At 39.4% G+C, this 24,216-nt stretch carries 20 protein-coding genes and 4 tRNA genes; 11 read left to right on the top strand and 13 right to left on the bottom strand.

Annotation, left to right across the window (positions count from 1 at the left end; translation table 11 throughout):
• The first annotated feature begins 2 nt into the window (after positions 1–2).
• The 3 genes from mnmA to purB are packed head-to-tail and all read left to right on the top strand — an operon-like array spanning position 3 to position 3,328.
• Entirely contained in the window at positions 3–1,136 is a 1,134-nt protein-coding gene (gene mnmA, locus MSG93_RS12755) for a tRNA 2-thiouridine(34) synthase MnmA (protein WP_009511865.1), read from the top strand.
• Between the two features lie 18 nt (positions 1,137–1,154).
• A complete protein-coding gene (gene hflD, locus MSG93_RS12750; RefSeq protein WP_324622095.1) occupies positions 1,155–1,886 on the top strand; it encodes a high frequency lysogenization protein HflD in 732 nt (243 codons plus the stop codon).
• Positions 1,887–1,939: 53 nt separating this feature from the next.
• On the top strand, positions 1,940–3,328 hold the full coding sequence (gene purB / locus MSG93_RS12745) for an adenylosuccinate lyase (protein WP_005231408.1): 1,389 nt from the start codon (positions 1,940–1,942) through the stop codon (positions 3,326–3,328).
• Positions 3,329–3,413: 85 nt separating this feature from the next.
• On the opposite strand, the gene MSG93_RS12740 is transcribed toward purB, so the two are convergent.
• From MSG93_RS12740 to MSG93_RS12725, 4 genes are all read right to left on the bottom strand, one after another.
• Positions 3,414–4,865, bottom strand: a complete 1,452-nt coding sequence (locus MSG93_RS12740; RefSeq protein ID WP_005287290.1) for an amino acid permease — start codon at positions 4,863–4,865, stop codon at positions 3,414–3,416.
• Between the two features lie 455 nt (positions 4,866–5,320).
• The gene (astA, locus tag MSG93_RS12735; RefSeq protein ID WP_324622094.1) at positions 5,321–6,358 is read right to left on the bottom strand and encodes an arginine N-succinyltransferase; all 1,038 of its coding nucleotides are present in this window, start codon (positions 6,356–6,358) and stop codon (positions 5,321–5,323) included.
• Between the two features lie 911 nt (positions 6,359–7,269).
• Positions 7,270–9,018 carry an amidohydrolase gene (locus MSG93_RS12730; RefSeq protein ID WP_324622093.1) on the bottom strand — a complete coding sequence of 583 codons (1,749 nt, stop codon included), beginning with the start codon at positions 9,016–9,018 and terminating at the stop codon, positions 7,270–7,272.
• 38 nt (positions 9,019–9,056) lie between these two features.
• Positions 9,057–9,935 carry a hypothetical protein gene (locus tag MSG93_RS12725; RefSeq protein ID WP_324622092.1) on the bottom strand — a complete coding sequence of 293 codons (879 nt, stop codon included), beginning with the start codon at positions 9,933–9,935 and terminating at the stop codon, positions 9,057–9,059.
• 381 nt (positions 9,936–10,316) lie between these two features.
• On the opposite strand from MSG93_RS12725, the gene MSG93_RS12720 reads away from it, so the two are divergent.
• The 4 genes from MSG93_RS12720 (at position 10,317) to MSG93_RS12705 (ending at position 15,416) form a co-directional block, all read left to right on the top strand.
• Positions 10,317–11,126, top strand: a complete 810-nt coding sequence (locus MSG93_RS12720; protein WP_324622091.1) for an IclR family transcriptional regulator domain-containing protein — start codon at positions 10,317–10,319, stop codon at positions 11,124–11,126.
• Between the two features lie 379 nt (positions 11,127–11,505).
• Positions 11,506–12,927: a cytosine permease gene (locus MSG93_RS12715; protein ID WP_324622090.1), complete on the top strand. Its 1,422-nt coding sequence runs from the start codon at positions 11,506–11,508 to the stop codon at positions 12,925–12,927.
• A gap of 466 nt (positions 12,928–13,393) precedes the next feature.
• Positions 13,394–14,218, top strand: a complete 825-nt coding sequence (locus MSG93_RS12710; protein WP_324622089.1) for an SDR family oxidoreductase — start codon at positions 13,394–13,396, stop codon at positions 14,216–14,218.
• Positions 14,219–14,825: 607 nt separating this feature from the next.
• The gene (locus tag MSG93_RS12705; RefSeq protein ID WP_324622088.1) at positions 14,826–15,416 is read left to right on the top strand and encodes a helix-turn-helix domain-containing protein; all 591 of its coding nucleotides are present in this window, start codon (positions 14,826–14,828) and stop codon (positions 15,414–15,416) included.
• A gap of 71 nt (positions 15,417–15,487) precedes the next feature.
• On the opposite strand, the gene MSG93_RS12700 is transcribed toward MSG93_RS12705, so the two are convergent.
• The 7 genes from MSG93_RS12700 to MSG93_RS12670 all read right to left on the bottom strand — a co-directional run bounded on the left by MSG93_RS12700 (position 15,488) and on the right by MSG93_RS12670 (position 19,276).
• Positions 15,488–15,931 (bottom strand): acetyltransferase, encoded by a 444-nt coding sequence (locus MSG93_RS12700; RefSeq protein ID WP_005287319.1) that lies wholly within the window; start codon positions 15,929–15,931, stop codon positions 15,488–15,490.
• Between the two features lie 333 nt (positions 15,932–16,264).
• Positions 16,265–16,338, bottom strand: a tRNA-Trp gene (locus tag MSG93_RS12695).
• Between the two features lie 69 nt (positions 16,339–16,407).
• Positions 16,408–16,492: transfer RNA gene (locus MSG93_RS12690), tRNA-Leu, on the bottom strand.
• A gap of 149 nt (positions 16,493–16,641) precedes the next feature.
• Positions 16,642–16,715, bottom strand: a tRNA-Trp gene (locus MSG93_RS12685).
• A gap of 68 nt (positions 16,716–16,783) precedes the next feature.
• A tRNA-Leu gene (locus tag MSG93_RS12680) sits at positions 16,784–16,868 on the bottom strand.
• A 106-nt stretch (positions 16,869–16,974) separates the two neighbouring features.
• A complete protein-coding gene (locus MSG93_RS12675; protein WP_324622087.1) occupies positions 16,975–17,793 on the bottom strand; it encodes a protein kinase domain-containing protein in 819 nt (272 codons plus the stop codon).
• Positions 17,768–19,276, bottom strand: coding sequence for a DUF3336 domain-containing protein (locus MSG93_RS12670; RefSeq protein ID WP_005287325.1), 1,509 nt, complete (start codon positions 19,274–19,276; stop codon positions 17,768–17,770). Before MSG93_RS12670 ends, MSG93_RS12675 begins: the two co-directional genes overlap by 26 nt.
• Before the next feature lie 174 nt (positions 19,277–19,450).
• On the opposite strand from MSG93_RS12670, the gene MSG93_RS12665 reads away from it, so the two are divergent.
• From MSG93_RS12665 to MSG93_RS12650, 4 genes are all read left to right on the top strand, one after another.
• Complete coding sequence (locus MSG93_RS12665) at positions 19,451–20,326, top strand: ATP-binding protein (RefSeq protein WP_324622086.1); 876 nt, start codon at positions 19,451–19,453, stop codon at positions 20,324–20,326.
• A 116-nt stretch (positions 20,327–20,442) separates the two neighbouring features.
• The gene (locus MSG93_RS12660) at positions 20,443–21,540 is read left to right on the top strand and encodes a DUF6670 family protein (protein ID WP_324622085.1); all 1,098 of its coding nucleotides are present in this window, start codon (positions 20,443–20,445) and stop codon (positions 21,538–21,540) included.
• A 183-nt stretch (positions 21,541–21,723) separates the two neighbouring features.
• Positions 21,724–22,302, top strand: coding sequence for a TetR/AcrR family transcriptional regulator (locus MSG93_RS12655; protein WP_324622084.1), 579 nt, complete (start codon positions 21,724–21,726; stop codon positions 22,300–22,302).
• A complete protein-coding gene (locus MSG93_RS12650) occupies positions 22,299–23,207 on the top strand; it encodes a DMT family transporter (protein ID WP_262754173.1) in 909 nt (302 codons plus the stop codon). The genes MSG93_RS12655 and MSG93_RS12650 overlap by 4 nt, the downstream gene beginning before the upstream one ends.
• Positions 23,208–23,210: 3 nt before the next feature.
• Here the strand turns inward: MSG93_RS12650 and MSG93_RS12645 are convergent, their stop codons facing one another.
• A complete protein-coding gene (locus MSG93_RS12645) occupies positions 23,211–23,555 on the bottom strand; it encodes a hypothetical protein (RefSeq protein WP_324622083.1) in 345 nt (114 codons plus the stop codon).
• Positions 23,556–23,671: 116 nt separating this feature from the next.
• Positions 23,672–24,175, bottom strand: coding sequence for a hypothetical protein (locus tag MSG93_RS12640; protein WP_279694152.1), 504 nt, complete (start codon positions 24,173–24,175; stop codon positions 23,672–23,674).
• Positions 24,176–24,216 lie beyond the last annotated feature (41 nt).

The following is a 24,216-nucleotide window of genomic DNA, read 5'->3' as shown; positions in this document are numbered from 1 at the left end:
AGATGCAACAACGTGTCATCGTCGGTATGTCTGGTGGTGTAGATTCCTCTGTTTCTGCCGCACTGTTACTTCAACAAGGATATCAGGTTGAAGGTCTTTTCATGAAAAACTGGGAAGAAGATGATGGTACGGAATACTGCACAGCACTTGAAGATCTGGCAGATGCTCAGGCCGTTGCAGATAAGATCGGCATCAAATTACATACGGCCAACTTTGCCATGGAATATTGGGATCGTGTCTTTGAGCACTTTCTGGCCGAATATGCTGCAGGTCGTACCCCCAATCCGGATATTCTGTGTAATAAAGAAATTAAATTCCGTGCGTTCCTCGACCATGCCATGACCCTAGGTGCAGATTTCATTGCAACAGGTCACTATGCACGCCGTGGCGCAAGCATGCAAAACTCCCGTGGCGAAACTTACGCACCCTTACTCCGTGGTGTCGATAACAATAAAGACCAGACCTATTTCTTACATGCAGTGCATGGTCGTGAAATTAACAAGACGCTATTCCCTGTTGGCGAAATCGAAAAACCGGAAGTTCGTCGTATCGCAGAACAACTGGATCTCGCGACTGCGAAGAAAAAAGACTCAACAGGTATCTGTTTTATTGGCGAACGTCGTTTTACCGATTTCTTAAAACAGTATTTACCTGCGCAAGCTGGAAAAATTGTTTTGGAATCAGGTAAAGAAGTTGGTGAACATCATGGCTTGATGTACTATACGCTGGGTCAACGTGGTGGTATCGGTATCGGCGGGATGAAAGGTGTACAAGAAGGTGCATGGTTCGTACTCCATAAAGATATTGCCAATAACCGACTGGTGATTGGACAAGGACATGAACATCCGTTGATGCAAAGCACACAGCTTTGGAGCGAGACGATTGACTGGGTGGCTGGCGAACAGGACATCCCGAGTACCGGTTTCCGTTGCACAGCAAAAACCCGTTATCGTCAACCTGATCAGGCATGTACAATTTACCGCGATGAACACACTGAAAATGGTGTGCGTGTTGAATTTGATGAACCGCAACGCGCTGTAACACCAGGGCAAAGTGTGGTGTTCTACTCAGGAGAGGTTTGCTTAGGCGGTGGTGTGATTCACCATACCAATGCACCTGAACCGGATTTTATTTAAGGAAATTGGAAGCGAAGCATGGTCGAGTTACCCTTTCAGCACACGCAAGCGTTGAATGTCAGACAAAACCGTGCTTTGGCATTGGCAGCGGTCTTTCAGGCAACCCAGCTGACGCATATGACGGCGATGGCTGGACAGCAAAGTATTGGCGATAGTGGTAACTTTTATTTCGAACTGCTCATCAAGGCCAGTCTGAATATTCGCCCGACGGCCAATAATGCCACGCAAACCCTCGATTTCTTTAATCAGCTCGCCGATATTTCCCTTGGCTTAAAAACACTGGAAGGCTGCATTACCCAGCCCTTTAATACGGCACCCAAATCCCGTGTTCCCAAAATATCGACAGCTAAACTTCCAATGTCCTATGCAATGGCCTTATTGCAGCTGGAAAAGAAAGTCTACGGCAATCCTGAATACGTTAAAATCATTGAAACAGCTCAACAGAAAATCCTAAAACAACTCTCCTTTTTTGATAATAATTATTTGCATCCCAGCATTATTGCCAATCTCGCACAAACCTATGTTGAAACTGCGGGCCAAATTAATCCGCGCATTTTAGTCCGTGGTAATGCGGAAGCCTTTAAAGATATTAATCATACTAACCGTATTCGCGCTTGCCTGTTTACAGGCTTACAGCTGGCCCATTTATGGAAACAGTCCGGCGGCAGTTCGTGGAGTATGATCTTTAGTAAACGCAAGTTATTGCAAGATATTCAAGCTCTCGCTCGTTTGCAGTATCAGGTGGTATAGCCGATATGCTAACGATTTTATTTTTATGTTTATTCCAAAATTAAGGAATCTGTATGAATGCTTTAACCGCACTCTCGCCACTTGATGGACGTTACGCTAGCAAATGCGATGCCCTACGCCCTTTTTTGTCTGAGTTTGGTTTAATCCACGCTCGTGTCACGGTTGAAGTGCGTTGGTTACAAGCACTTGCGAATCGTGCAGAAATCATCGAAGTTGCGCCATTTTCAAATGAAACCAATGCCGCGCTCGATGCGATTGTTAGCAACTTCTCTGAAGAAGATGCAAACCGCATTAAAGAAATCGAACGCACTACCAACCATGATGTAAAAGCAGTTGAATACTTCCTTAAAGAAAAAATTGCCAACATTGATGAGTTGAAAAATGCAGGCGAATTTATTCACTTTGCATGTACATCAGAAGACATCAACAACCTGTCTCATGCATTAATGTTGAAAAATGGCCGTGAAGTTCTCGTGGCAAGCATGAAGCAGCTTCTTACTTCAATCTCGACTTTGGCAACCACCCATGCTGAACAACCAATGTTGTCTCGTACACACGGTCAAACAGCAAGCCCAACTACATTGGGTAAAGAAATGGCAAACGTTGCTTACCGTTTAGCACGTCAGATCAAGCAATTTGAAAATGTTGAATTATTAGGCAAAATTAATGGTGCAGTCGGTAACTACAACGCTCACCTCTCTGCTTACCCTGAAATTGACTGGGCTGCGCATGCACAAGCATTTGTTGAGTCTTTAGGTTTGGCATTTAACCCATACACCACGCAAATCGAGCCACATGACTACATGGCTGAATTGTTTGATGCATTACGTCGCTTTAATACGATTCTGATCGACTTTAACCGTGACGTTTGGGGTTATATCTCTCTCGGTTACTTCAAACAAAAGTTAAAAGATGGTGAAGTAGGTTCTTCAACCATGCCGCATAAAGTCAACCCAATTGACTTTGAAAACTCTGAAGGTAACTTGGGTATTGCCAATGCAGTATTGGGCCACCTTGGTGAAAAACTTCCTGTTTCTCGCTGGCAGCGTGACTTAACTGACTCAACCGTATTACGTAATATGGGTGTTGGTTTTGCACAAAGCTTGATTGCTTTTGATGCTTGCTTAAAAGGTGTAGGTAAACTTGAACTCAATGCTGCACGTTTAAATGAAGATTTGGACCAGGCACAAGAAGTTCTTGCAGAACCGATTCAAACCGTGATGCGCCGCTATAACGTTGAAAAGCCATACGAGAAATTAAAAGCCCTGACTCGTGGTCAAGCCATGACACGTGACATGATGGTCAACTTCGTGAAAGGTGATGAACTAGCTCAAGTTCCAGAAGACGAACGTACTCGCCTTGCTGAGCTTACACCTGCAACCTACACAGGTAATGCAGCCGAACAAGCAAAACAGATCAACGATTTGATCAGCAAAATCTAAAAACGGATGCCATAAAAAGCAGAGCCTCGGCTCTGCTTTTTATTTTTAAACGGGGTCAGATTTTATCGCAACTGCGCAACCTTGCTTAAACATAGTCCATAGGTCTGGCTTTTAGCAGGTCCAGCTCCAGCATCTTTTTCTTTTTACGACGATAGGCAATAAACAGGCCCAAAAACCAGATGGGTGAAACTGCCAAGGCAATCAAGGTATCATGATCCAAAGCCAGAATAACGATGGTAAATACTAAAAATGACATGGTAAACCAAGCCATAAACAGGCCACCCGGCATTTTAAACTTAGATTGCTGATGCAACTCAGGAAACTTCTTACGATAGCAAATATAAGAAAGAATAATCAGTATAAAGGTAAAGACACATAAGATCGAAGTCAGCGCTGAAATGATGGTAAACGCTGTCATGACATTCGGTACAATAAATAAAATTGAAGTACCGATGGTGACGCAAGCCATAGAGAAAACCAAACCGCGAATCGGCACTTTTCTTTTCGATAACTTACTAAAGCTTTTAGGTGCATCATTGTCCAAAGACAAACCATAGAGCATACGACTGGTCGCAAAAATACCGCTATTGGCAGAAGAAAGTGCCGAAGTTGCCACTACAAAATTGACCAGACCCGCTGCAATCGGTAAGCCAATCAAAGAGAACATCTCAACAAATGGACTTTTTTCTGGTGAAATTTTTGCCCAAGAAGTGACCGCAATAATACAGACCAATGCGCCGACATAAAACAACAGGATACGAAACGGAATAGAGTTAATGGCTTTAGGCAGTGATTTATGCGGATCTTTGGTTTCAGCAGCTGTGGTGCCGACCAGCTCAATCCCGACAAAGGCGAAGATTGCGATCTGGAAGCCAGCCAAAAAGCCGGTAAGGCCATACGGAAACATCGATTCAGTTTCAAATACATGACTCATCGACGCTTTGACACCACTTGGAGAAGTAAAGCCTGTACTAATCAGATATATCCCTGCAAGGATAAACAGGATAATGGCAGAGACCTTAATGAGAGAAAACCAGAACTCCAGTTCACCAAACATTCGAACCGCAACAAAGTTCAAAATCGTCAAAATCGCCAGCGAAGTAAATGCAGGAATCCAGACTGGCACATCGGGGTACCAGAACTGCATATACCCCCCAATCACAATCACATCTGCAATGGCGGTAATAATCCAGTTGCCCCAATACGACCAGCCCAGGAAAAAGCCAGCCCAAGGACCGATATAAGCGGTTGCAAAATCGGCAAAGGTTTTAAAATTGGTATTGGCCAGCAATAGTTCACCCATTGCCCGCATTACAAAGAAAAAGAAAAAGCCGATAATTAAATAAGTTAAAACAATGGAAGTACCCGAAACACTTAAGGTTTTGCCAGAACCCATAAATAAACCGGTACCAATTGCACCACCAATCGCAATCATTTGAATATGACGATTGGTCAAAGAACGCTGTAACTTTTCCTCATCCTGCGGGTTCCCGGGCAGGTCTTCATCCTGAAGTTGCTTTTCTTTATTTTGACTCATGTAATCCTTACTCCAACTTACAACAACCGTTATAAGCACTTGATAAAAATATAATATTTTTAAACTGCTTTAATATAAAAATTCCATTTCGTTGAATAAAATTATTTTAAAATGAATGTATTAAGTCGTATTCACCTCACCAATCATCCTTTTTCATGTATGCGTTATCAGGGCACTAAAATCTATTGTTATTCGCCAAAAGTCCTTTAGGCGCAAGCATCATATCCTATTCCCTTGTCACTTGAAGGTGAACACACATCTTCCTGCTCAATTTACAAGCAATTAAACGTGAAATATATTTAATTATAAGGAGATTTTTTATGTAAATAATCGTTATAAGCCTTTACTGTATAGAACTTAAAATTTAATACCTACAGATTAAGCTCATAAAAAATACAATATAAATCAAATAAAATTCACGCTTAAAGATGCTGTAGCATGCGAAAAGTCATTCTTTAATGCTTATGATGAACATTGATATTTAATACCCGAACCGAATCATTATTTTTGACATGCAACTGACGGGCCTGCTCTTCAGTCAATTTCACCAGATCATGATGTAGAGGGTTATAAATCAGGATTGCGCGATAATTGTCATAATCATCATTGGCAACGATATACGGCTCATCATCTCCTGAAACCGCATCAGATGGCTCAACCTGTACCTGCACCACATGACTGTCCTTAATCGCCCTTAAATTTTCGATATCAGCCTGTAAGGTTGCGCCCCCATCAAAGATATCGACATAACCCTTATAACGCAGCCCTTCTTCAATCAGGAGGTTATACGCAGGGACAGTATTCGGATGCACGGCACCAATCACGGCTTTGGCTTCATCAGGCAGCATATCGACATAAAGCGGATGTCGCGGCATCAATTCTGCAATAAATGCCTTTTTGCCAGTCCCACTGAGATAATCCGCTTTGGTAAAGTCCATATCAAAGAATCTATGACCGACTGCATCCCAAAATGGTGAACGCCCATTTTCATCCGAAAAACCACGCATTTCGGCAACAATGGTTTCTTCAAAATATTGTCTAAAGGCGGATAGAAATAAAAAACGGACTTTGGACAGAAATTTGCCATTTTTATTTAAGCGATAATCAGGATCGAGGAATAAAGTACACAGCTCACTACAGTTGGTATGGTTATTACTGAGATACAAGGTCGGCAGTGCTTTATACACATTCAAAGGCTCGGAGGAGTGAACTTGTGTCCCGACATGAAAATTATACCAAGGCTCTTTTAAACCAAGTGCCACCTCAATACCACAAACACCGACCACTTTATCCAGTTCAGTATCTTCCAGTACAAATAAATAGCCCTGCTCCGATTTATCTAATTTGCCCTGTACTGTTTTTACGGCCCGATCAATACGGGCAGCCAGCATTTCCATATCAGGCTGTAAGGAGGTTAAACCAAAGCCTGCTTTTTGTGCTAAGCGGTAAAGATCATGAATATCTTTCTGCTCAATATAACGGATAATCATCATGCGATTGGGTCCTTATTTTGAGAACGATCTTGATAATTTCCTCGAATCACCTCATCCCAATGACGCTGTCCTTGCTGAACCATGCACAATAGCAACATTTCTTATTCCTTAATTATTAAATTTTCCCTAGCCAGACCAATTTTCGGCTGAGCTGACTTTCATTATGCAAGTCTTTTTTTGACCACTTTCATCAACCTGAAACCAAAGTTAAATAGCATCACCAGATGCATATTCAGATTAATAACTCTATTATTCAAAAACTAATTGCCATACAAAATTTAAAATTAAGCAAAAAATGAGCTGTTTTTTAGCAATTTATTCATTGACAGTGACAATGTGAAAACTCTGTAGCCGGTTTATGGATAAAGATGTAAAGCGTTGGAGCATTCCCCTGATTGAATCTTTTTTTGTTATTGTTGTCTCTAACACAGGTATTGAAATGATCGCCTCCCCTAGAGCAATAGCTTCTCTTCATCACAATTGCTGGAGAATCATCATCTGATGAGCATTCAGAAAAATTAATCATCAACATATGATCATCCTGTTCAGCTTTACCAATCTATCTGGTAGCGTCGAGCGTGGAATGATTGCTATCTTGCTGAATGACTAAATAGAAATTTTGAGTCTGATCAATACCACCGACAAAGCAGCAACCACATTCAGTCTCAATAACAAGGTTTTTAAGACGTTACCAAATTAGAGTGGTCGGCGTAAAAGCATTTAGCTAAAATAAGGCAATAACATTTTAAAGATATAAAATTAAGCCTGATCAGTGAGTGAAAAAGTACAGTTCTGCATTTTTAAGGGATAATATTAAGATAAGGTTGGAAAATTGTGCTAACCCTTTGCTCAGATTGGTAAAATGAGCTGATGATCTTCTCAGCCCATCTTAAGTAAAATCTGTCTACTTCTTACCGCTGATAGACCCGTATTCCATCAAAAATAGTCCACAGCACTTTGGTTTCAGCCAGTTGTTCAGGTGAAACTTTAAAAATATCTCGATCCAGCACGATCATATCTGCCTTTTTACCAGGCTCAAGTGATCCTATGCTTTTATCCAGATATAAAGCTTTAGCCGAATGAATGGTATAAGCTTTAAAGACAGAATCACGATCAATTGCCTCTGCAGGATTGAGACGATCTCCATCTAATCCTTTTCGGGTAATTGCTGTGGCCATGGCAATAAAAGGATTTGGGGTTGAAACTGGAGCATCGCTGGCGCCAGCAATAATTGCCCCATGCTTCAGCAAAGAATGAGCAGGATACATACCTCGATAAGAGACAGCACTGATATAGGGTTTGACCAATTCTTTATTAAAGCTATCTTCATAGGCCCATGCCAGTTGCATGGAGGCAATTACATTATTTTGTTTGAAACGCTTATAGTCTTGAGGGTCCACCAGTTGCAGATGGGTAATACTATGAGGAACCTGACTATGTCTTTTGGAACGGGTATATTCAAACGCATTTAATGATTCATGCACAGCTTTGTCGCCCACTGCATGAATATGAACTAGCATGTCCCGCTTGTCTGCCTCATCAATAATGGTTTTAAAAGCAACCGGATCAAACAGTAATTGTCCACTCTTTTTGCTGTTTGTGTATTGTCCCAGTAAAGCAGCAGATTGTGCTGGATATTCTAGTACACCATCAGCGAATATCTTGATACCGACCAGATTAAAGTTTTCAATGTTTTGATACTGGTTGTTAATAGATTCAATTACATCAAATACCTGTACTGTACTCTTTGGATTAACGACATGTAGTCCCGACACACGTGCGGTTAATTGTCCTCTCTGCGATAATTCTTTATACATGGGAATCATGCCCAGTGTAGTTGGGGTATTTTGTATATTAGAAATACCTTTATTCGGCTCTGCATTGGCCGCAATATCCATCCATGCCGTAATACCTAGACTATTATAGTATTTCACTGCCTGTTTAGAGCCGTTATAAAGCAACTCATGAGCGATTGGAGGTATTTTAGCACTAACCACATCCCAACCAGAATCTACTAAAAAACCTGTCGGCTGAAATTTTTCATCATGAGCAATGGTTTGCTGATTTTCAGGGCTAAGCTTTTTAATATAATTGGTATCAATATTTGCTCTTTTCAACATTGCCTGATTTGCCCAGGCAGTATGATGATCGCTTCCAATCAATACCAGTGGCTGGGTTTTCCATTCATTCTGGTTAAATACGTCGGATAACTGTTGGCTCAATTCCCAATATTCGGATGATAATCCATTTAAAAACAGCACATCTCCTGCAACCCCAGTACCATCCAGTTTAGACTGTCTGAGCTTGTTTTCGACCTTCGCAATATCAACCTGTGCTTCATCCATAGTCGCTAAAACCATTTCCACACCAGAAGCTAGAGCATGAATATGACTATCCACTAGCCCAGGCATCATTACTTTATTTTTTAAATCATAAACTTGAGTATTTTTATCCGCAATTTTTTTAATCTCGGCATTACTCCCTACGCGGACGATGGTACCATCTGTGGCTATTGCTATGGCCTGTTGTAAAGGTTTATTATCTTGTGCTGTATAAATTTTTCCATTTATATAAATACTTCCCACCTGATGATTTGCCCATGCCATATTGGGTATGATCAAGCTCAGACTCAATGCCAAAAATCCATTTTTAAATTTCATGTTTTACTCCAAAAACGATCTTACTATTTAAAATTTAATTAAAAGTTATAACTTAAGCCTGCAACCAGCAGATTTTTCTGACGTTCACTAAAGCGGTCTTTTCCACCCACAATATATTGCATCCATCCTATGGCCTGCTCTTTCTGATCAAAGGCATGCGAAAATTCAAATGTGGTATGTCTAAAAACAAAATCTTCTGTCGAATTTTTTACATAGGTACCGTTTTTTTCAAAGTATGAAAAACCGGCATAAAGATTAAAATAGTAGCCAGGGTATAATAGAGTGGCGTAATTCAACTCAATATAGGTGTCACCTTTATTCATAAAATAAACATCATTCAAATAGGTCTCAAAGCTGATTCCAACACGATCTTTATCCTTCCGAATAGGATACTTTAGAAAAAGGCCTGCCTCTAAACCACCCGTATGATCAGATTCTGGATAATATAAATATTTTAGATTTACGTCATAATCTAACTTTGCATAACTATTTTCGTAGCCTATGAAAAAATCATTTTCATAGTAGCTAAAATTCGATACTTTCTTTGCATTCTGCGACAAGTGCCTATACGCTTGGTATAAAGCCTGTTCATATTCTTCAGCAGGAAGAGCTGAATTAATCTGGGTTTCAGCCTGTCGATACAAATACTCATCTTTCTGAATTTCACTAAATGAATATCCAAGCTTGCTATTAAAAAAAGAAATATAAAAATTCTGATAGTTCAACTTAAGAAAGCTTTGTATTGCGACATCTTCATTTTCTGGAAAGTTGGTCATGCCTCGATTGACATAAGCCGAAGCAACTGAAATATTGCCAGAAAAACTTAATCGACTCTCTGCATCCTCCTTTGCAACCCCTTTCGCAGAAATACTATAAAATATCAGTATAAAAACTATCTTTATATATTTTAAATACATCTTACATACATCCATGTTTCAACTTAAACAATTAAGTTTTATTAAAAATAATGATTCTATTCTTCAATCAATACGCGATTTAATATAATCTTTTAGACGGATAAATTTATTTCAATAAATTTAAATGCGACTAAAAACAAAAAACTCAGGACAGTACTTCTTCTTTCCTAACCTTTGACAATAATTTTTTAATTGATAAAGTTTCTGATGCTGAATCAACAATTGCATTTTTTTATTTAAGCCTTCCATAAATTAGCCTCCACTTCTTTCTGGATAAACTAATTTTTAAATTTAGTTGGTGCTATAACATGAATAAGAAAAAAACCGTTGTATGATACTTTCATCCGCCTAGCGGACAAAATATTTAAAAGGAATTTTATAATGAAAGACAAGTTAATTGAGAACACTTATACACATGAGTTTATAAAGGAAGAAGACTATATTAATGCCTTAGCAAAAGGGTTAAGTCTGCTAGAAGCATTTAGTACTGAACGGCAAAAATTAAATGTTACTCAAATTGCAGAAAAGACCCAGATTAGTAGAACTGCAGTACGTAGACATTTGAAAACATTAAAATTTCTAGGCTATCTAGATACAGATGAGTACTTTTACTGGTTAACACACAAAGTATTACGTTTTTCTAGCACTTATCTTCATTCGTCTCATCTTTCAAAAATTTCGCAACCGATTCTCAATTTACTGTCTGCTCAAACGACTTTAACATTTTCCGTGGTTGTACTGGATGATAATGAAATCGTACCGATTGCCCGTAGTTATTTACCCCAGCAAGAGAATCTCAGAATCAGTCCTTACGGAGTACATCTGGGTAATCGACTACCCGCTCATGCTACCTCGACAGGAAAAGTATTATTGGCTGCTCTTAGTAAACAGCAACAGTTTACATGGCTTAAAAAATATGGATTAAAACGTCTTACTCCATTTACCCATACAGATGAAATTATTTTTTTAAATATTTTAAAGCAAATTTCTATGCAAGATTATTGTTTATCAATCGATGAACACGAACTTGGAATTATTGCACTTGCGGTCCCTATCATTGATTCCACAGGTAAACATGTTGCTGCCTTAAACTGTATTTCTCAAAAAAACAAAGTGACACAGGATTATCTTACTAAACAAATTTTACCTTTATTAAAAAATACAGCGAGTGAAATGCGGAACATGTTATAAATATTTTCTAATCATGGCCTATTTTGTTCAGATATAATATTGAATTGGATAAAATTTTATCCAATTCATAAACCAATATTTAAATACATCAGATTTATCGTTTTTTATTTCTATTATCTCCTTCAAATTAATAAAATACTTTTATATTCAGTGCATTAAAAGATTATTATCGCTTTCCCCTTTTAAATCTATTGCTTTTTTTTTAGTGATCAGGTTATTTTAAAAAGCCAAGTTGTATATACATGAGTATTCATGTTTACACATAAGCCAATAAAGCAGGAAGAGGCATGTTGAGTATAAGAGGCTTCACTATGCTCAGTTTGGCCGCTGATCAATGCCAGGATTGATAGGAAATATTGAATAATAAAAGGAACTTTCGATGCAACAAAGCAATGATATTGATCAACAACAGCAAAATAGTTTTATAGAAAATCGCTCTATAGACTTTATTCCTGAAAACGAAAGACATGGCAGTGTATTCAGCCAATTTACCCTGTGGTTTGGAGCGAATCTACAAATCACTGCAATCGTTACAGGCGCCTTGGCTGTTGTACTAGGTGGAGACGTTTTCTGGTCAATTATTGGTCTTATTATTGGACAGGCATTCGGTGCTTCGATCATGGCCTTACATGCTGCGCAAGGTCCAAAACTTGGTCTCCCACAAATGATCTCAAGCCGGGTTCAGTTTGGGGTATATGGTGCCTGTATTCCAATTTTTCTGGTTAGTCTCATGTATATTGGCTTCACCGCCACCGGGACAGTTTTATCAGGACAAGCCATTGCCAAACTATTCAATATAAGCAATATTTCAGGAATTGTTATTTTTGCCTCGATTATTATTGTTCTGGCAACAGTGGGGTATAAAGCCATTCACTGGATTGGAAAAGTTGCCAGTATTTTAGGAATGGTTACTTTTTCGATTATCTTAGTCAAAATGATGCTGATTGTTGATCTTGGCAGCTTAATGTCCGTTAAACATTTCAACTGGTCAACATTTTTGCTTGCTGTTTCTCTTTCAGCCTCATGGCAAATCGCCTTTGGACCTTATGTTGCAGATTATTCTCGTTATTTACCTAAACAGACCTCATCATCCAAAGTATTCTGGGCGGTGGCGTTAGGTTCGTTTATCGGTTCCCAAATTTCGATGACCTTAGGTGTATTCATCGCCCAGATTGCTCAAGGGAACTTTGTTGGAAATGAAGTCGCTTATGTCATCGGACTAGGAAGTGCTGGTGCCATCGCTGCCTTACTTTATTTCAGTATTGCTTTTGGAAAACTGACGATCTCAACACTTAATTCATACGGCTGTTTCATGTGTATTGCCACGATCTATAGCGGTTTTAAAGGTTCTATAAATATCACTAAAAAACAGCGTTTGATTTCAGTGCTAGGCATTGTCGCGATTTCAACCGTTATTGCTATCTTAGGTGAGCAATCTTTTCTCAATACCTTTAAATCCTTTATTCTTTTCTTACTCACATTTTTTATTCCATGGAGCGCCATTAACTTAGTGGATTACTACTTCATTTCTAAAGAAAAATGTGAAATTTCAGCCCTGTCTGATCCCAATGGTATCTATGGTCGCTGGAATATGATCGGCATCGGTTGCTATGTTGCAGGTATTCTGTTTCAGCTTCCGTTTATTCATACCAAAATTTATCAAGGAAAAATTGCAGAGTTATTAGGTGGTGTAGATCTGTCATGGATCATGGGGCTATTTTTTACCGCATTGCTCTATTTCGCTTGTCAAAAGATCTTTTCCGGTATCAAACAGCACCAGCTTAAATCCAATACGCTTTAGCCTCCAATCAAATTCATGATTTGAAAAGTAACAAGGCCACTTTCTTGTTACTTTTTGAAAATTACTCTGCACAAACCTACAAAAAATTAAATAAAAATTCTCAATCTATGACCTCAATATTTATTTCAATAAAAAATTTAAAAAACATAGCTATAAAATTAAAAATAAAACCCAAATTATCAAAAATTAAATCCCGAAAAGATAAATATTGTTTTTATTTGCATCCTCATATTTTAATAAATCATATTGAAATTTAAGATACACAAGTAAAATCAAATACATAGTATTTAAAAATTCACGATAAAACTTATTAATAATAATTCCTATAATACAATTCGTTGTTATCATATTGACCATAAAAAATTTTATCTTTAAGGTAACTTACAAAATAAAAGTAAATTTTAAAATGAATTTTTAAGGTAAAAATCTAAAAACTTTTATTCATCACTTTGTGATTAAACCCTATATGTCAACTGTAGTTTTTTTAATAAAACTACTTTTTTTAAATAAATATAGAGATAGAACTATGGAAAGATTTAAAGGGCGCCGAATCTTGGTTACAGGTGCAGGATCCGGGATTGGTCAGGCCACTGTAGCAAGATTGCTTGCTGAGGGTGGCACCGTTATTGCAGCGGATATTTCAGAGGCTGGTCTAAAGAAAACCACCGAACAGGCAGAAAATAATGGTAATGCAGAACGTTTGTTAACTCTCACCATTGATTTAGCAGAGGAACAACAGGTTCAGGAGAAAATCGGCAATATCATAGCTCAAGTTGGTGGTTTAGAAGTCCTTGTTAATGCCGCTGGAATACTCAGGGGTGCGCACTTTTTAGAAACCAGCTTAGAACTTTGGAACACGTTAATTAAAGTTAACCTCACCAGCACATTTCTGGTTACACGACAGGCGCTCCCCGCTCTTCTTAAATCAGGAAAAGGCGTTGTCGTTAATTTTAGCTCCACGTCGGCAAGTTTTGCCCATCCTTATTTTGCCGCTTATGCCGCGACTAAGGGAGGAATTCAGTCTTTTACTCATGCTATTGCATCAGAATATGCAAGCCAGGGCTTACGCGCTGTAGCTGTAGTCCCCGGAGGTATCGCTTCAGGTATGACCAACACATCTCCTCTACCAGAAGGCGCCGACTTGAGTTTATACGCTAAACACACCCCAGCAATTCCAGGTGGTTATGGTTCACCTGATTCTGTAGCGGGTGCAATTGCCATGTTAGCCTCAGATGATGGTGAATTTATTACGGGTACAGAACTACGCATTGATGGTGGTGCGCACATGTAATCCTGACTTTGAAAATATTTCAAAGTGACCGACAAAGCTGTTGATCCTTTTTCATTTTAAACGGCATACCATTAATGCCGTTTGATTCTTAACTTTTTACTTGGAGAGTACCTGAATTTTTTATATCACTCTCTCCGCTATAGAAACCCTCATTTGATTTAATTATAAGATTTTATTTCTGTAAAAATGAAAAAGTCTTTAGCTAGGAAAATAATAAACTCTGGTGTTATATGCCTTAAAAAAATTGAAAAGCTAGAATAAATATAGGATTAAAACATCATCACATCATTCACTGTTTATCAAAACAAGTACAGTATAAGTCTAGATCGTTATGCTGAATCTATTACTGATTTTTTCAGGAGAAAACCATACTTTTTATCCTACAATAACTCAATATCTAAGGGCTGTGGACAAGACAAAAGGCTCAATAACAAGGTAAATCCCCTATATCAATACCAACTCATAATGCCCTATGTGTCAGCATCAAAACAGATTTTGTAGAAACAAAAAATACTCATTGTACTCGTTTGTTTCTATACCAATTTTATGCAACATTCATCTCATTTCTGTCGCATAATATGCCTGTCCGAAATTGCAGGTTCATCTCATGGTTGAAAAAGCTGACAGTCAGATGCTTGATAATGAAATTGCTCGTTTACTACTTAAGCAAAGAAAAAGTAAGGGATGGACTGTTGCCGAATTAGCACAATATTCAGGCGTCAGCCAAGCCATGATCAGCAAGGTTGAGCGCGGGGCTTCCAGTCCAAGTGCAGCCATTCTCAGCCGCTTGGCCAGTGCCTTGGGCATTACCCTATCCAAATTGTTTGCAGAAGCTGAACTCAGCCAAAATACACATGTATTGGTCTCTAAAAAATCGCAACAACACTATTGGACAGACACACAATTGGGACTTACCCGTTGGTCAATCTCGCCCGCAGGCGCAAATCCGGAAATGATTAAAGTCGAAGTTCCACCGGCAGGACAATTCAGCATTCCTTCAAGCGCATACCAGCATCTTAATGGACAAACCATTTGGGTATTAAGCGGACAACTTGATATTCAAGTTGATACACAACGCTTTCATCTGGAAACTGGAGATTGCATCGCACTCACTCAACCTGCAGATTGCCAATTAACCAATCCTGATAATCAACAACCTTGTGTTTATATGGTAAGTTTTGGCCAGAAACAGAGTTAGCAATGAAGGGGCAAAACCAGCTTTCACCGCTAATCAGCTAAATCAGTAGCTATGATTTAATAAAAATAGCATTAAGCCTTGGAGTTAATCGCAAGATGTAATAATGGATAGGCTCGGCCTTGACTATCAAGTTCTGAGCGTCCTGTTACCTGAAAACCGAGATGTTGATAAAATCCAACCGCCTGCTGGTTTTGCTCATTCACATCAATGGTAAGATTAGGATATAGCGTTAAAGCATGAGATACCAAAAACTTTCCAACGCCTTGTCCACGGGCTGTGGCAGCAATGAATAATGCTTCCATATGCCCTTCATGCAAGAACATAAAGCCCAGCGGTTGATCTTCCGGATTTACAGCAACCCATACAGGCGTCTCTGAAAAAAAGCCAACCACCTCTTTCTCAATTTCAAGACGATCTTCAGGCTTAAGAAACTGGTGAGTTGCATCGACAGAACTTTTCCAGATTGCAATCACCTCAGCACCCTCATCCGGACGCGACATACGAATATCTAACATTTTATATCTCTTCACATAAACTTAAAATTTAGGCAAAGAATTCCTCTAGAATGAATCATTCACCATGAATTTAATTTACTATAGTGAATAAATAATTACAATAGTAATAAAAATAAAGTCTTTTTATCCATTCATACTAGTTGATTGTAAAACCGTCATTTTAAATTTTTCAAATCCACAGAATCTGCTGCCAGTACTGATTGAATCACCTGCATTTCAATTTGAATGCAAGATTTATAAAAGATAATACGCTTTTTAAAAGAGAGATGAGATAAGGACATATCACAGACAAATAAAAAAGCCCTTGTTTTCACAAGGGCTTTTTTATTTATTTGGCAGAGGATCAAGGACTCGAACCTTGACGAACGGTTTTGGAGACCGTCATGCTACCATTACACCAATCCTCTATAACGGCATGGCTATTGCCTAACAGGCTTAACCATAAAAAAAGCAAGATGGCCTTGCTCTTTTAAATTTGGTGGGGGCGAAGAGACTCGAACTCTTACACCTTGCGGCGCTGGAACCTAAATCCAGTGCGTCTACCAATTTCGCCACGCCCCCGATGGGTGTGTATATTAGAGAGAAACTTTGCTCATGACAAGCCCTTTTTATAAAAAAAACATGTCTATGAAACCTAATGCTTTTTTAATATACAACTGAGAAAATAACAGACATAAAAAAAGGACTTTATAAAAAGTCCTTTTCAGATTTGGCAGAGGATCAAGGACTCGAACCTTGACGAACGGTTTTGGAGACCGTCATGCTACCATTACACCAATCCTCTATAACCGCATGATTAAAGCCTAAAAGACTTAACCATAAAAAAAGCAAGGTAACCTTGCTTTTTAAATTTGGTGGGGGCGAAGAGACTCGAACTCTTACACCTTGCGGCGCTGGAACCTAAATCCAGTGCGTCTACCAATTTCGCCACGCCCCCGATGGGTATGCATATTAGAGAGAAACGTTCTTCATGACAAGTCTTTCTTTTAAAAAAACCACTCAAATGAACATATAATATTCAAATCAAGGTGTTATGTTTACTTTTAAAGCAAAATTAGCGTATTGAGGCGTGTTTTTATCGCGTCAACAGAATCAAATCGATGTTGAACAAGTTTTTCCAGCAACCCTTTTAACACGGGGGAAAAACACTGTAATTGCTCGGAAAGCTGGATCTGGAGTTGCTGACAATGCAATATCGCCCAATCATGATAGCTTTTGGCGTGTAATCTGCTTTGTGTCAACCATTCATAAACAATAATACCGAAGGCATATAAATCGCTTTGCACGCTCTTGCCTGCGCCCTGAAACAGTTCTGGGGCCATATAATGCGGTGTTGCATTCAAGGTCGTGATGGACTGCCCTATCTTAACGGTCTGTTCAAAGTCGATCAGCCTGCAACCGTTATCATATAAGCGAAAATGTTCTGCCTTTAAATCACCATGAATCCAGCCCGATTGATGCAACTCATTTAATGCATCTAAGGCCTTCAGCAGCTTTTGCCGTAGCTCTTCAATATTGCTCAAATCCTGCATAGGTGTAAAAAAATCTTGCGCAGCAAGCGTGATTAATCCTATTTCATCACCATCGCAATCCAATAGAGGTGTGAACGGGTTAAGCTGAACGATCTGATGCGGTAACAAAAAGTGTTGCCCAGCTTGCTGCTGGTAAAACTCCAGCTCGCTTAATAAAGCCTGTTTTAAACCGGTATGGGTATTTGAACGATGGAATTTCAGCCAGTATTGCTGCTGGTTAATTTCAAAAGTATATAAACGACGCCCAAAGGCATAGCTTTGGGCTTTGGTCACTAAAGTTAAGTTTTCAAGTTGACTCTTGGGATCACAGATCCACGTAGTAAAACTCATTCTGCTGCTTTTCTTCCTGCTTTCGCAATGATGTTAAACAATGCTCAATGGTTTTACCAATCCGCGCATGGGTTTCAATAGCAGAAACTTTGGGCCAGGTAGCCCGCTCACCTTCTCGCTGCAAGATTTTGAACAGTTTTGGCCGTGGATTTTTCAGCATATAGCTATAGTGCCGTAAACCGTATTTGGCAATGATATTCACATCACCATAATAACGTTGTCCCAGAATACCGTAGCCATGATCCAGCGCACGGCGGATCGGAAAAAAGCTTCCTACATAATTACGTGTCAGATCCATCACTTCCAGTGCAATCGCTTTGCCTTGACGGCGCACAATCCGTTCAGGCCAGCTCAAGACATCTCTACGAAAGCGTTCAGAATCACTTTGCATAAACGGCACAATGTGCGGATTGACCTGACTGGCGATGGTGTAATTAATATTATACAGCCGTGCCATTTTTTCCTGCGGGAAATCGCTGCGCATACTGCCATCCACCCATTTAGTGTTGGCCAGATATGGAGTATGCTGCCCGTCATAACGCTTACTGGTCAAATGCACAGGTGGAAATAGCACCGGGACCGCACAAGAAGCCAGTACCGCACTCCATACCAACACATTCGGCGCAGTTAATGCATTCATGATCCGCGGGCTTTGCGCCGTGTTATAGGGTGCAATCACAATATTAATATGACGGTTGGACTGCTGATAAGCTTCAGCAAAGGTGACGTCGCCCAGATTTTGCATCAGGAACTGTTTTAAATACATGACATCGGCGAAACCGCCACGTCCCTTGACCAGTTCACTTATTTTCCTGAACTTGAATGCATCACTAAAAAAATGCTCTCCTTTGAGCAAGTCGGGTACCTGATCCGAGGTGGAGACGCCCAGCATGCCGGTCATGATGGCCCCCGCACTGGAGCCGGACAATACCCGTGGCATTAAATCCTGCTCGAGCAAGGCCTTACAGACACCAGTATGAAACAGTCCCAAGGTAGCGCCACCAGAAAACATCAAGGCTGGCTGTCCATAGGCTTTCTGGCATTCTTCAAAAAATTGGATTTTTTCCTTTAACTGAAAGGTAATACATTCGCTAGAGGCAAGATAACGAAAACAGTCACTCATTTCCTCGACATAATTTTCAATAATCTTTTTTGTTCCGATATAGGTTTGCGCAAATAACATTGGATGACCAATATTGGCAAAGTCATAAGACAAGCCTTCTCTTAATACATAAATCAGATCAAGTGTCCGATGCTGAGTGCGATACTTTTTTAATAGGTTATAACGCTTGGATAAAATTTCTGCATCAAAATAAGGCGAGTCATTGTCATATTTCCATACTTCATGACCCGATTCTTCGTCCAGTTTTAGTGCAATTTCCTTCCATTCATCATAAGAGTTTGCGTGCCGTAAGTGTTCTTGCAACACATCAACCCTATGCGACTGATATGTATTCTTTTTTTCCTGAACTCTATTGAACATTCGCGATCCTGTTTTTCAGCATATTTTTTGAATTCTTGCACCTATACAATGCAAAAAGCTGCTGTAACAATCAAGGGTAAAATCGATTTATTTCGATATTTCTGATGAGATCTTCTTTCTTTCAGAAATAGCAATGTTAGTATCACTATTCATCATTAAGTTTGGTTTGTATTTATGGCAATCCTTGATTTACCCGAATCTATTCTCCAGTCTTTATCGAATGTCCTAACACAACTGCAGCAAGTTCTTCCTGCACCAAGACAGCCGACTGATTTCTCTGCAATTGCGTTTCGATGGGAAAATCAACAACTGGTCGCCATACAACAGCCCAAGCAAATGTATCTGGAAGATTTAAAAGGGATTGAACGCCAGAAAGAGAAGATTATCCAGAATACCTTACAATTCCTGAATGGCTTACCTGCCAATGATGTATTGCTCACTGGCTCTCGAGGCACAGGGAAATCCTCGATTGTACGTGCCCTGCTCACTGAATATTCGGCTCAGGGTTTACGTTTGATCGAAATTGAACGTGATGATCTGTCAGACTTGCCTAAAATTCAAAAGCTAATTGAAGGGCGCCCCGAGAAATTTATTGTCTATTGTGATGATCTGGCTTTCAATGCTGAAGATGAAAACTACCGCAGCTTAAAAAGCGTTCTGGATGGCTCACTGCAATCTGGCTCAAGCAATTTTATTATTTACGCCACCAGTAACCGCCGTCATTTATTGCCTGAATTTATGCATGAGAATACCCCGGTACGGAAAGTCGATGTGCCGCAATATACGGAACTGCATCCACAGGAAGCCATTGAAGAAAAAATTTCACTTTCGGATCGGTTTGGCTTGTGGCTATCCTTCTATCCTATGGATCAGCAGCTTTATTTAGAAATCGTTGAACACTATATCGTGAAAGCCGATTTGGAGTATAACGAGCTGGTACGTGGTGAAAGTTTAAAATGGTCTCAGGCCCGTGGACAGCGTTCCGGACGTGCCGCCTACCAGTTCTCAAAACATTGGATTGGTTCACAAAATTTAGAAAAAATTACCTAAAAAGTTAAATATTGAGTTGTCCTCTAAAGCTGTGGTTTTGTCCTCATTTCCGCTTAGCAATGGCAATTGTTTTCCCTAACCTACTTCCCTGCATAAATAGAGTTTAGGAAAATGAGATGAAAAAACAATTGCCACCAGCCTCCCTGACGAGCAAAATATTAGGTAAAAGTCTATTGCTTGCTCAGGGCACATTAGATAAAGCGGTCAAGTATTCAACAATCCCTTTTTCCGCCCCTGAAATCATCCGTCCAAGAACAGAAGAAAAGTTTTATACCTGGACGCATTATGGAATTTTCTTTCCATTGTTGCCTGAACCGCACCGTTATTTAAATATTATGATCTTGCTTGGTACGCCTGGTGCACTGGCTTTTGACCATGATGATATTACCTTGGGCAATCCACGAGAAAGCGCAACCTTCTTTTCAAGCACGGCTGCTGTAGATGAACATCTGTTAAAAGCCTATATCATGCCTGAAAATGCGAATATTCAGGAAGATGGCACGTTAATCGAATTGGGCGAAGAGGTTTCAATTCAAGGCACATTACCACATATTCACCTCAAAGGTGCTTATCATGGCCTCAGCTTTGAATTTGAACTGGATGTCAGCGATCAAATTTCATGGTTTATCAAAACCCCGATTTATGATCATTTCAGTCTATTAGCCACCTTCAAAGGCCAACTTGAGTATAAGGGCAAAAAAACACCTGCTGAAGGTTTATGTACCTATGAATATGCGCGCGCAACTGGTGCTCATATGGTCGCTAAAAAACTCATACCTGAAGCTTATAAGCTACCGCTGGATTTCTTCACGTATCAGATTATTAATCTTAGCGAAACAACGCAACTCTTATTAACCAAGGCTGACATTCTGGGGAAACCTGCGGCATATAGCTTGCATATACGTCATACTGATCAACCAGCTGAAATTTATACTGAAGTTGAATTTAACGTGATTTCTCATCAAATCGAGGACTATGTTTCACCAAGCGGTAAGAAAATGCGCTTACCGCAAGTGTTTTCATGGTCTGTTAAAAATAAGGCCAATCAAAAGGTACTGGAAATTACAGCAAAAATTGATAGTCCGTTCCGTTATGGTCATGGTGTGGGTTACGCCAGTGCTTATACCTTTACTGGAGAATATTTAAATGAGCCTGTTCAAGGACGTGGTTATATTGAATATGTAGATGTCGAAGACCAAAAAGCATTTCAATAAACATTCTATTTAGAAGTTAATATAGCAATAAGCCTTTGAAAATATTAAAAGGCTTATCTACTCTCTCATTTCTTTCGCCGCTTCATCGCTAAAAAAATTACTGTCTGTTTAAGGATTCATACTTGCGAATAAAAGAATTTTTACCTAATATTAGGTAGATCGGTATACATAAGTAATTTTACGATGAGTTCGAAATCAGCAAAACAAAAAATTCTGGATGCTGCATCCACCCTGTTCTATAACGATGGCATCAGTAATACAGGCATCAATAGCATTACAGAGAAAGCCAACGTGGCGAAAATGTCTTTGTATAATAACTTTGCTACCAAGTCAGATCTGATCACCTGTTACATCGAAGCACGTCATCAGGAATGGCTCGACTTATATGAAAAACGAAAAGTCCAGATTCAAACACCTCTAGATGGAATTATGGCCGTGTTTGATGCCTATCAAGATCATGCCGAATTTGCCTATGAAAACGGTTTTCGTGGCTGTGGCTTATTGAATGCGGCAGCAGAATTTCCTGCTTATAGCCCTGAGCGATTAGCTGTCAAAAACCATAAAGACGAAATTGAAGCAATTTTAGCCGGCCATTTAAATCAATTAATTCACGATGCTGAGCGAGTCAAAGAACTGGCATTACTACTCTCTTTTCTTCTTGAAGGATCGATTGCCCGCGCAGGTTTGGAAAGTTCCAGTGACAAGGTATTTGCAGCCAAACACATGGCTCAGCGTTTATTAGAACAAGAGATTACAAATTGAATAGCTCAATCAATATAAAAGCTCATTACGGCTTTATTGCGGTGTTAGTGGCCTCTATTTTATGGGGAACCACAGGGACGGCTGCGTCCTATGCACCGAATTTAAGTCCGTTGGCCATCGGCGCAATTGCCATGGGTGGCGGTGGGTTGTTACAAGCCTTACTCGCCCATAAAGATATTCGCAACCACTTACCCCACATTCGCGCTTACTATCCATTATTATTGATCGGTATGGTCTCAGTCGCGATCTACCCATTAGCGTTCTATTCATCGATGCGTATGGCGGGGATTACCATTGGCACCGTGGTTTCAATCGGTTCAGCCCCTTTATTTACCGCATTACTGGAAAAGTTTTTTGATAAAAAGGCACTTTCTGGCAAATGGTTTATCAGTTTCGTCTTTGGTGTCGCCGGCGTTTTACTGTTATCCATTGGCGAATCTCATTCTCAAGGAGCAATACAGACCATTGAGACAGACCAGAAAAGCATTGGCATTATTCTCGGACTGGTTGCTGCCCTGACCTATTCTCTATATTCCTGGGCTGCAAAAAAGATGATTGATCGTGGCGTTGATTCAAAAGCCTCTATGGGCCTGATTTTCGGTTTTGGGGCCTTAATTCTATTACCGACCCTATTTTTTACCGGCACTAACCTGTTTGATGAACCGGTAAATCTTTATGTGGTGGGTTATATGATGCTGATCCCGATGTTTCTCGGCTACCTATTATTTGGTTATGCGCTAAAAACCATTTCAGCCAGTACCGCCACCACATTGACCTTATTTGAACCACTGGTTGCAGCATTATTTGCAGTGTTATTAGTGGGCGAGCAACTGGCACCTATTGGCTGGCTGGGTATGGTGTTGATTTTTGTGTGTCTGGCAGTGTTGTCTAAAGCTGATCGTTAACAGTTAATCACTTAGAAAAATTGCTAAGCCATTAAAATCAATAAATAGTAATAAAGCGCACACAAAGCTCAAAGCAATGATTTTCCCATTAAAGAACAATGCTACTTTGGCTAGTTTTTTAATGGGTTCATCTTTTTTCAATCCAATGATCGAAAAAATGATACCAATAAAATTACAGATAACTGAAATGATCCATGCCAGCAAAAAGAATAAATGAATGGGTGGCATTTCACAGATTCGATCATTTGTACAAGGAATACTTAGAGCGTAAATTGAAAAAATCACTGCCGCAGCAATCACAATGATACTTAACCATGCACAACCATTGGCTGCTTTAATCACCCACATTATTGGTTCCTTTTTATTTATACATTATTAAAAAACACTGAAACCATTTGATTATTAAAAAGATTGAGTACTATCGATGCAAAAAAAATTTCTGCATCGACCATCCAACTGAAAGATTAATACTCTCTTGCTAACTTCTCTAAAGTGGTTAGCATTTTTCTGACCACACTTCTTTTATGATGCAACATATTCTTAATGTTACTTGGATTAAAACCCGTCAATTTTGCGATACCACGACTGGTCATGTATTCACCAGTTTTCGCAAAGTGCTTTTCACTTAACTCGGTTTTCGCATTAGAGAAACGAACTGCCAGCTTATAATCATTAAACTCAGACCATGCACCTGTCTTATATTCATCTGCATCAAAGTTGCTCTTCTGCTGAGTCGGTTTCTCGCGCAGAATATTACTTAAACGATTAATAACAATTTTTTCTTCACTTTGTTCAAGCAATTGATAAAGTTCAGTTTCTTCAAATGGTCGACCTAAAGCGATATCTTTCCGATATTGTTCAACGATTTTTTCTTTTGATGCAACCTTGTCCTCACCTTTTTGAGTGAGGCATAGAATCTTGAATAAAGATTCTAATCGGCCACATGTAAAAATATAAGAAATTTTCAACTTACAACTCCATTATGAACGATTTGTTCATAAAAATATTT

This window comes from Acinetobacter sp. IK40 (assembly GCF_035615075.1).
In the GTDB taxonomy this organism is placed as follows: Bacteria; Pseudomonadota; Gammaproteobacteria; order Pseudomonadales; family Moraxellaceae; genus Acinetobacter; species Acinetobacter courvalinii.
This window is presented reverse-complemented; position numbering and strand designations above follow the sequence as displayed.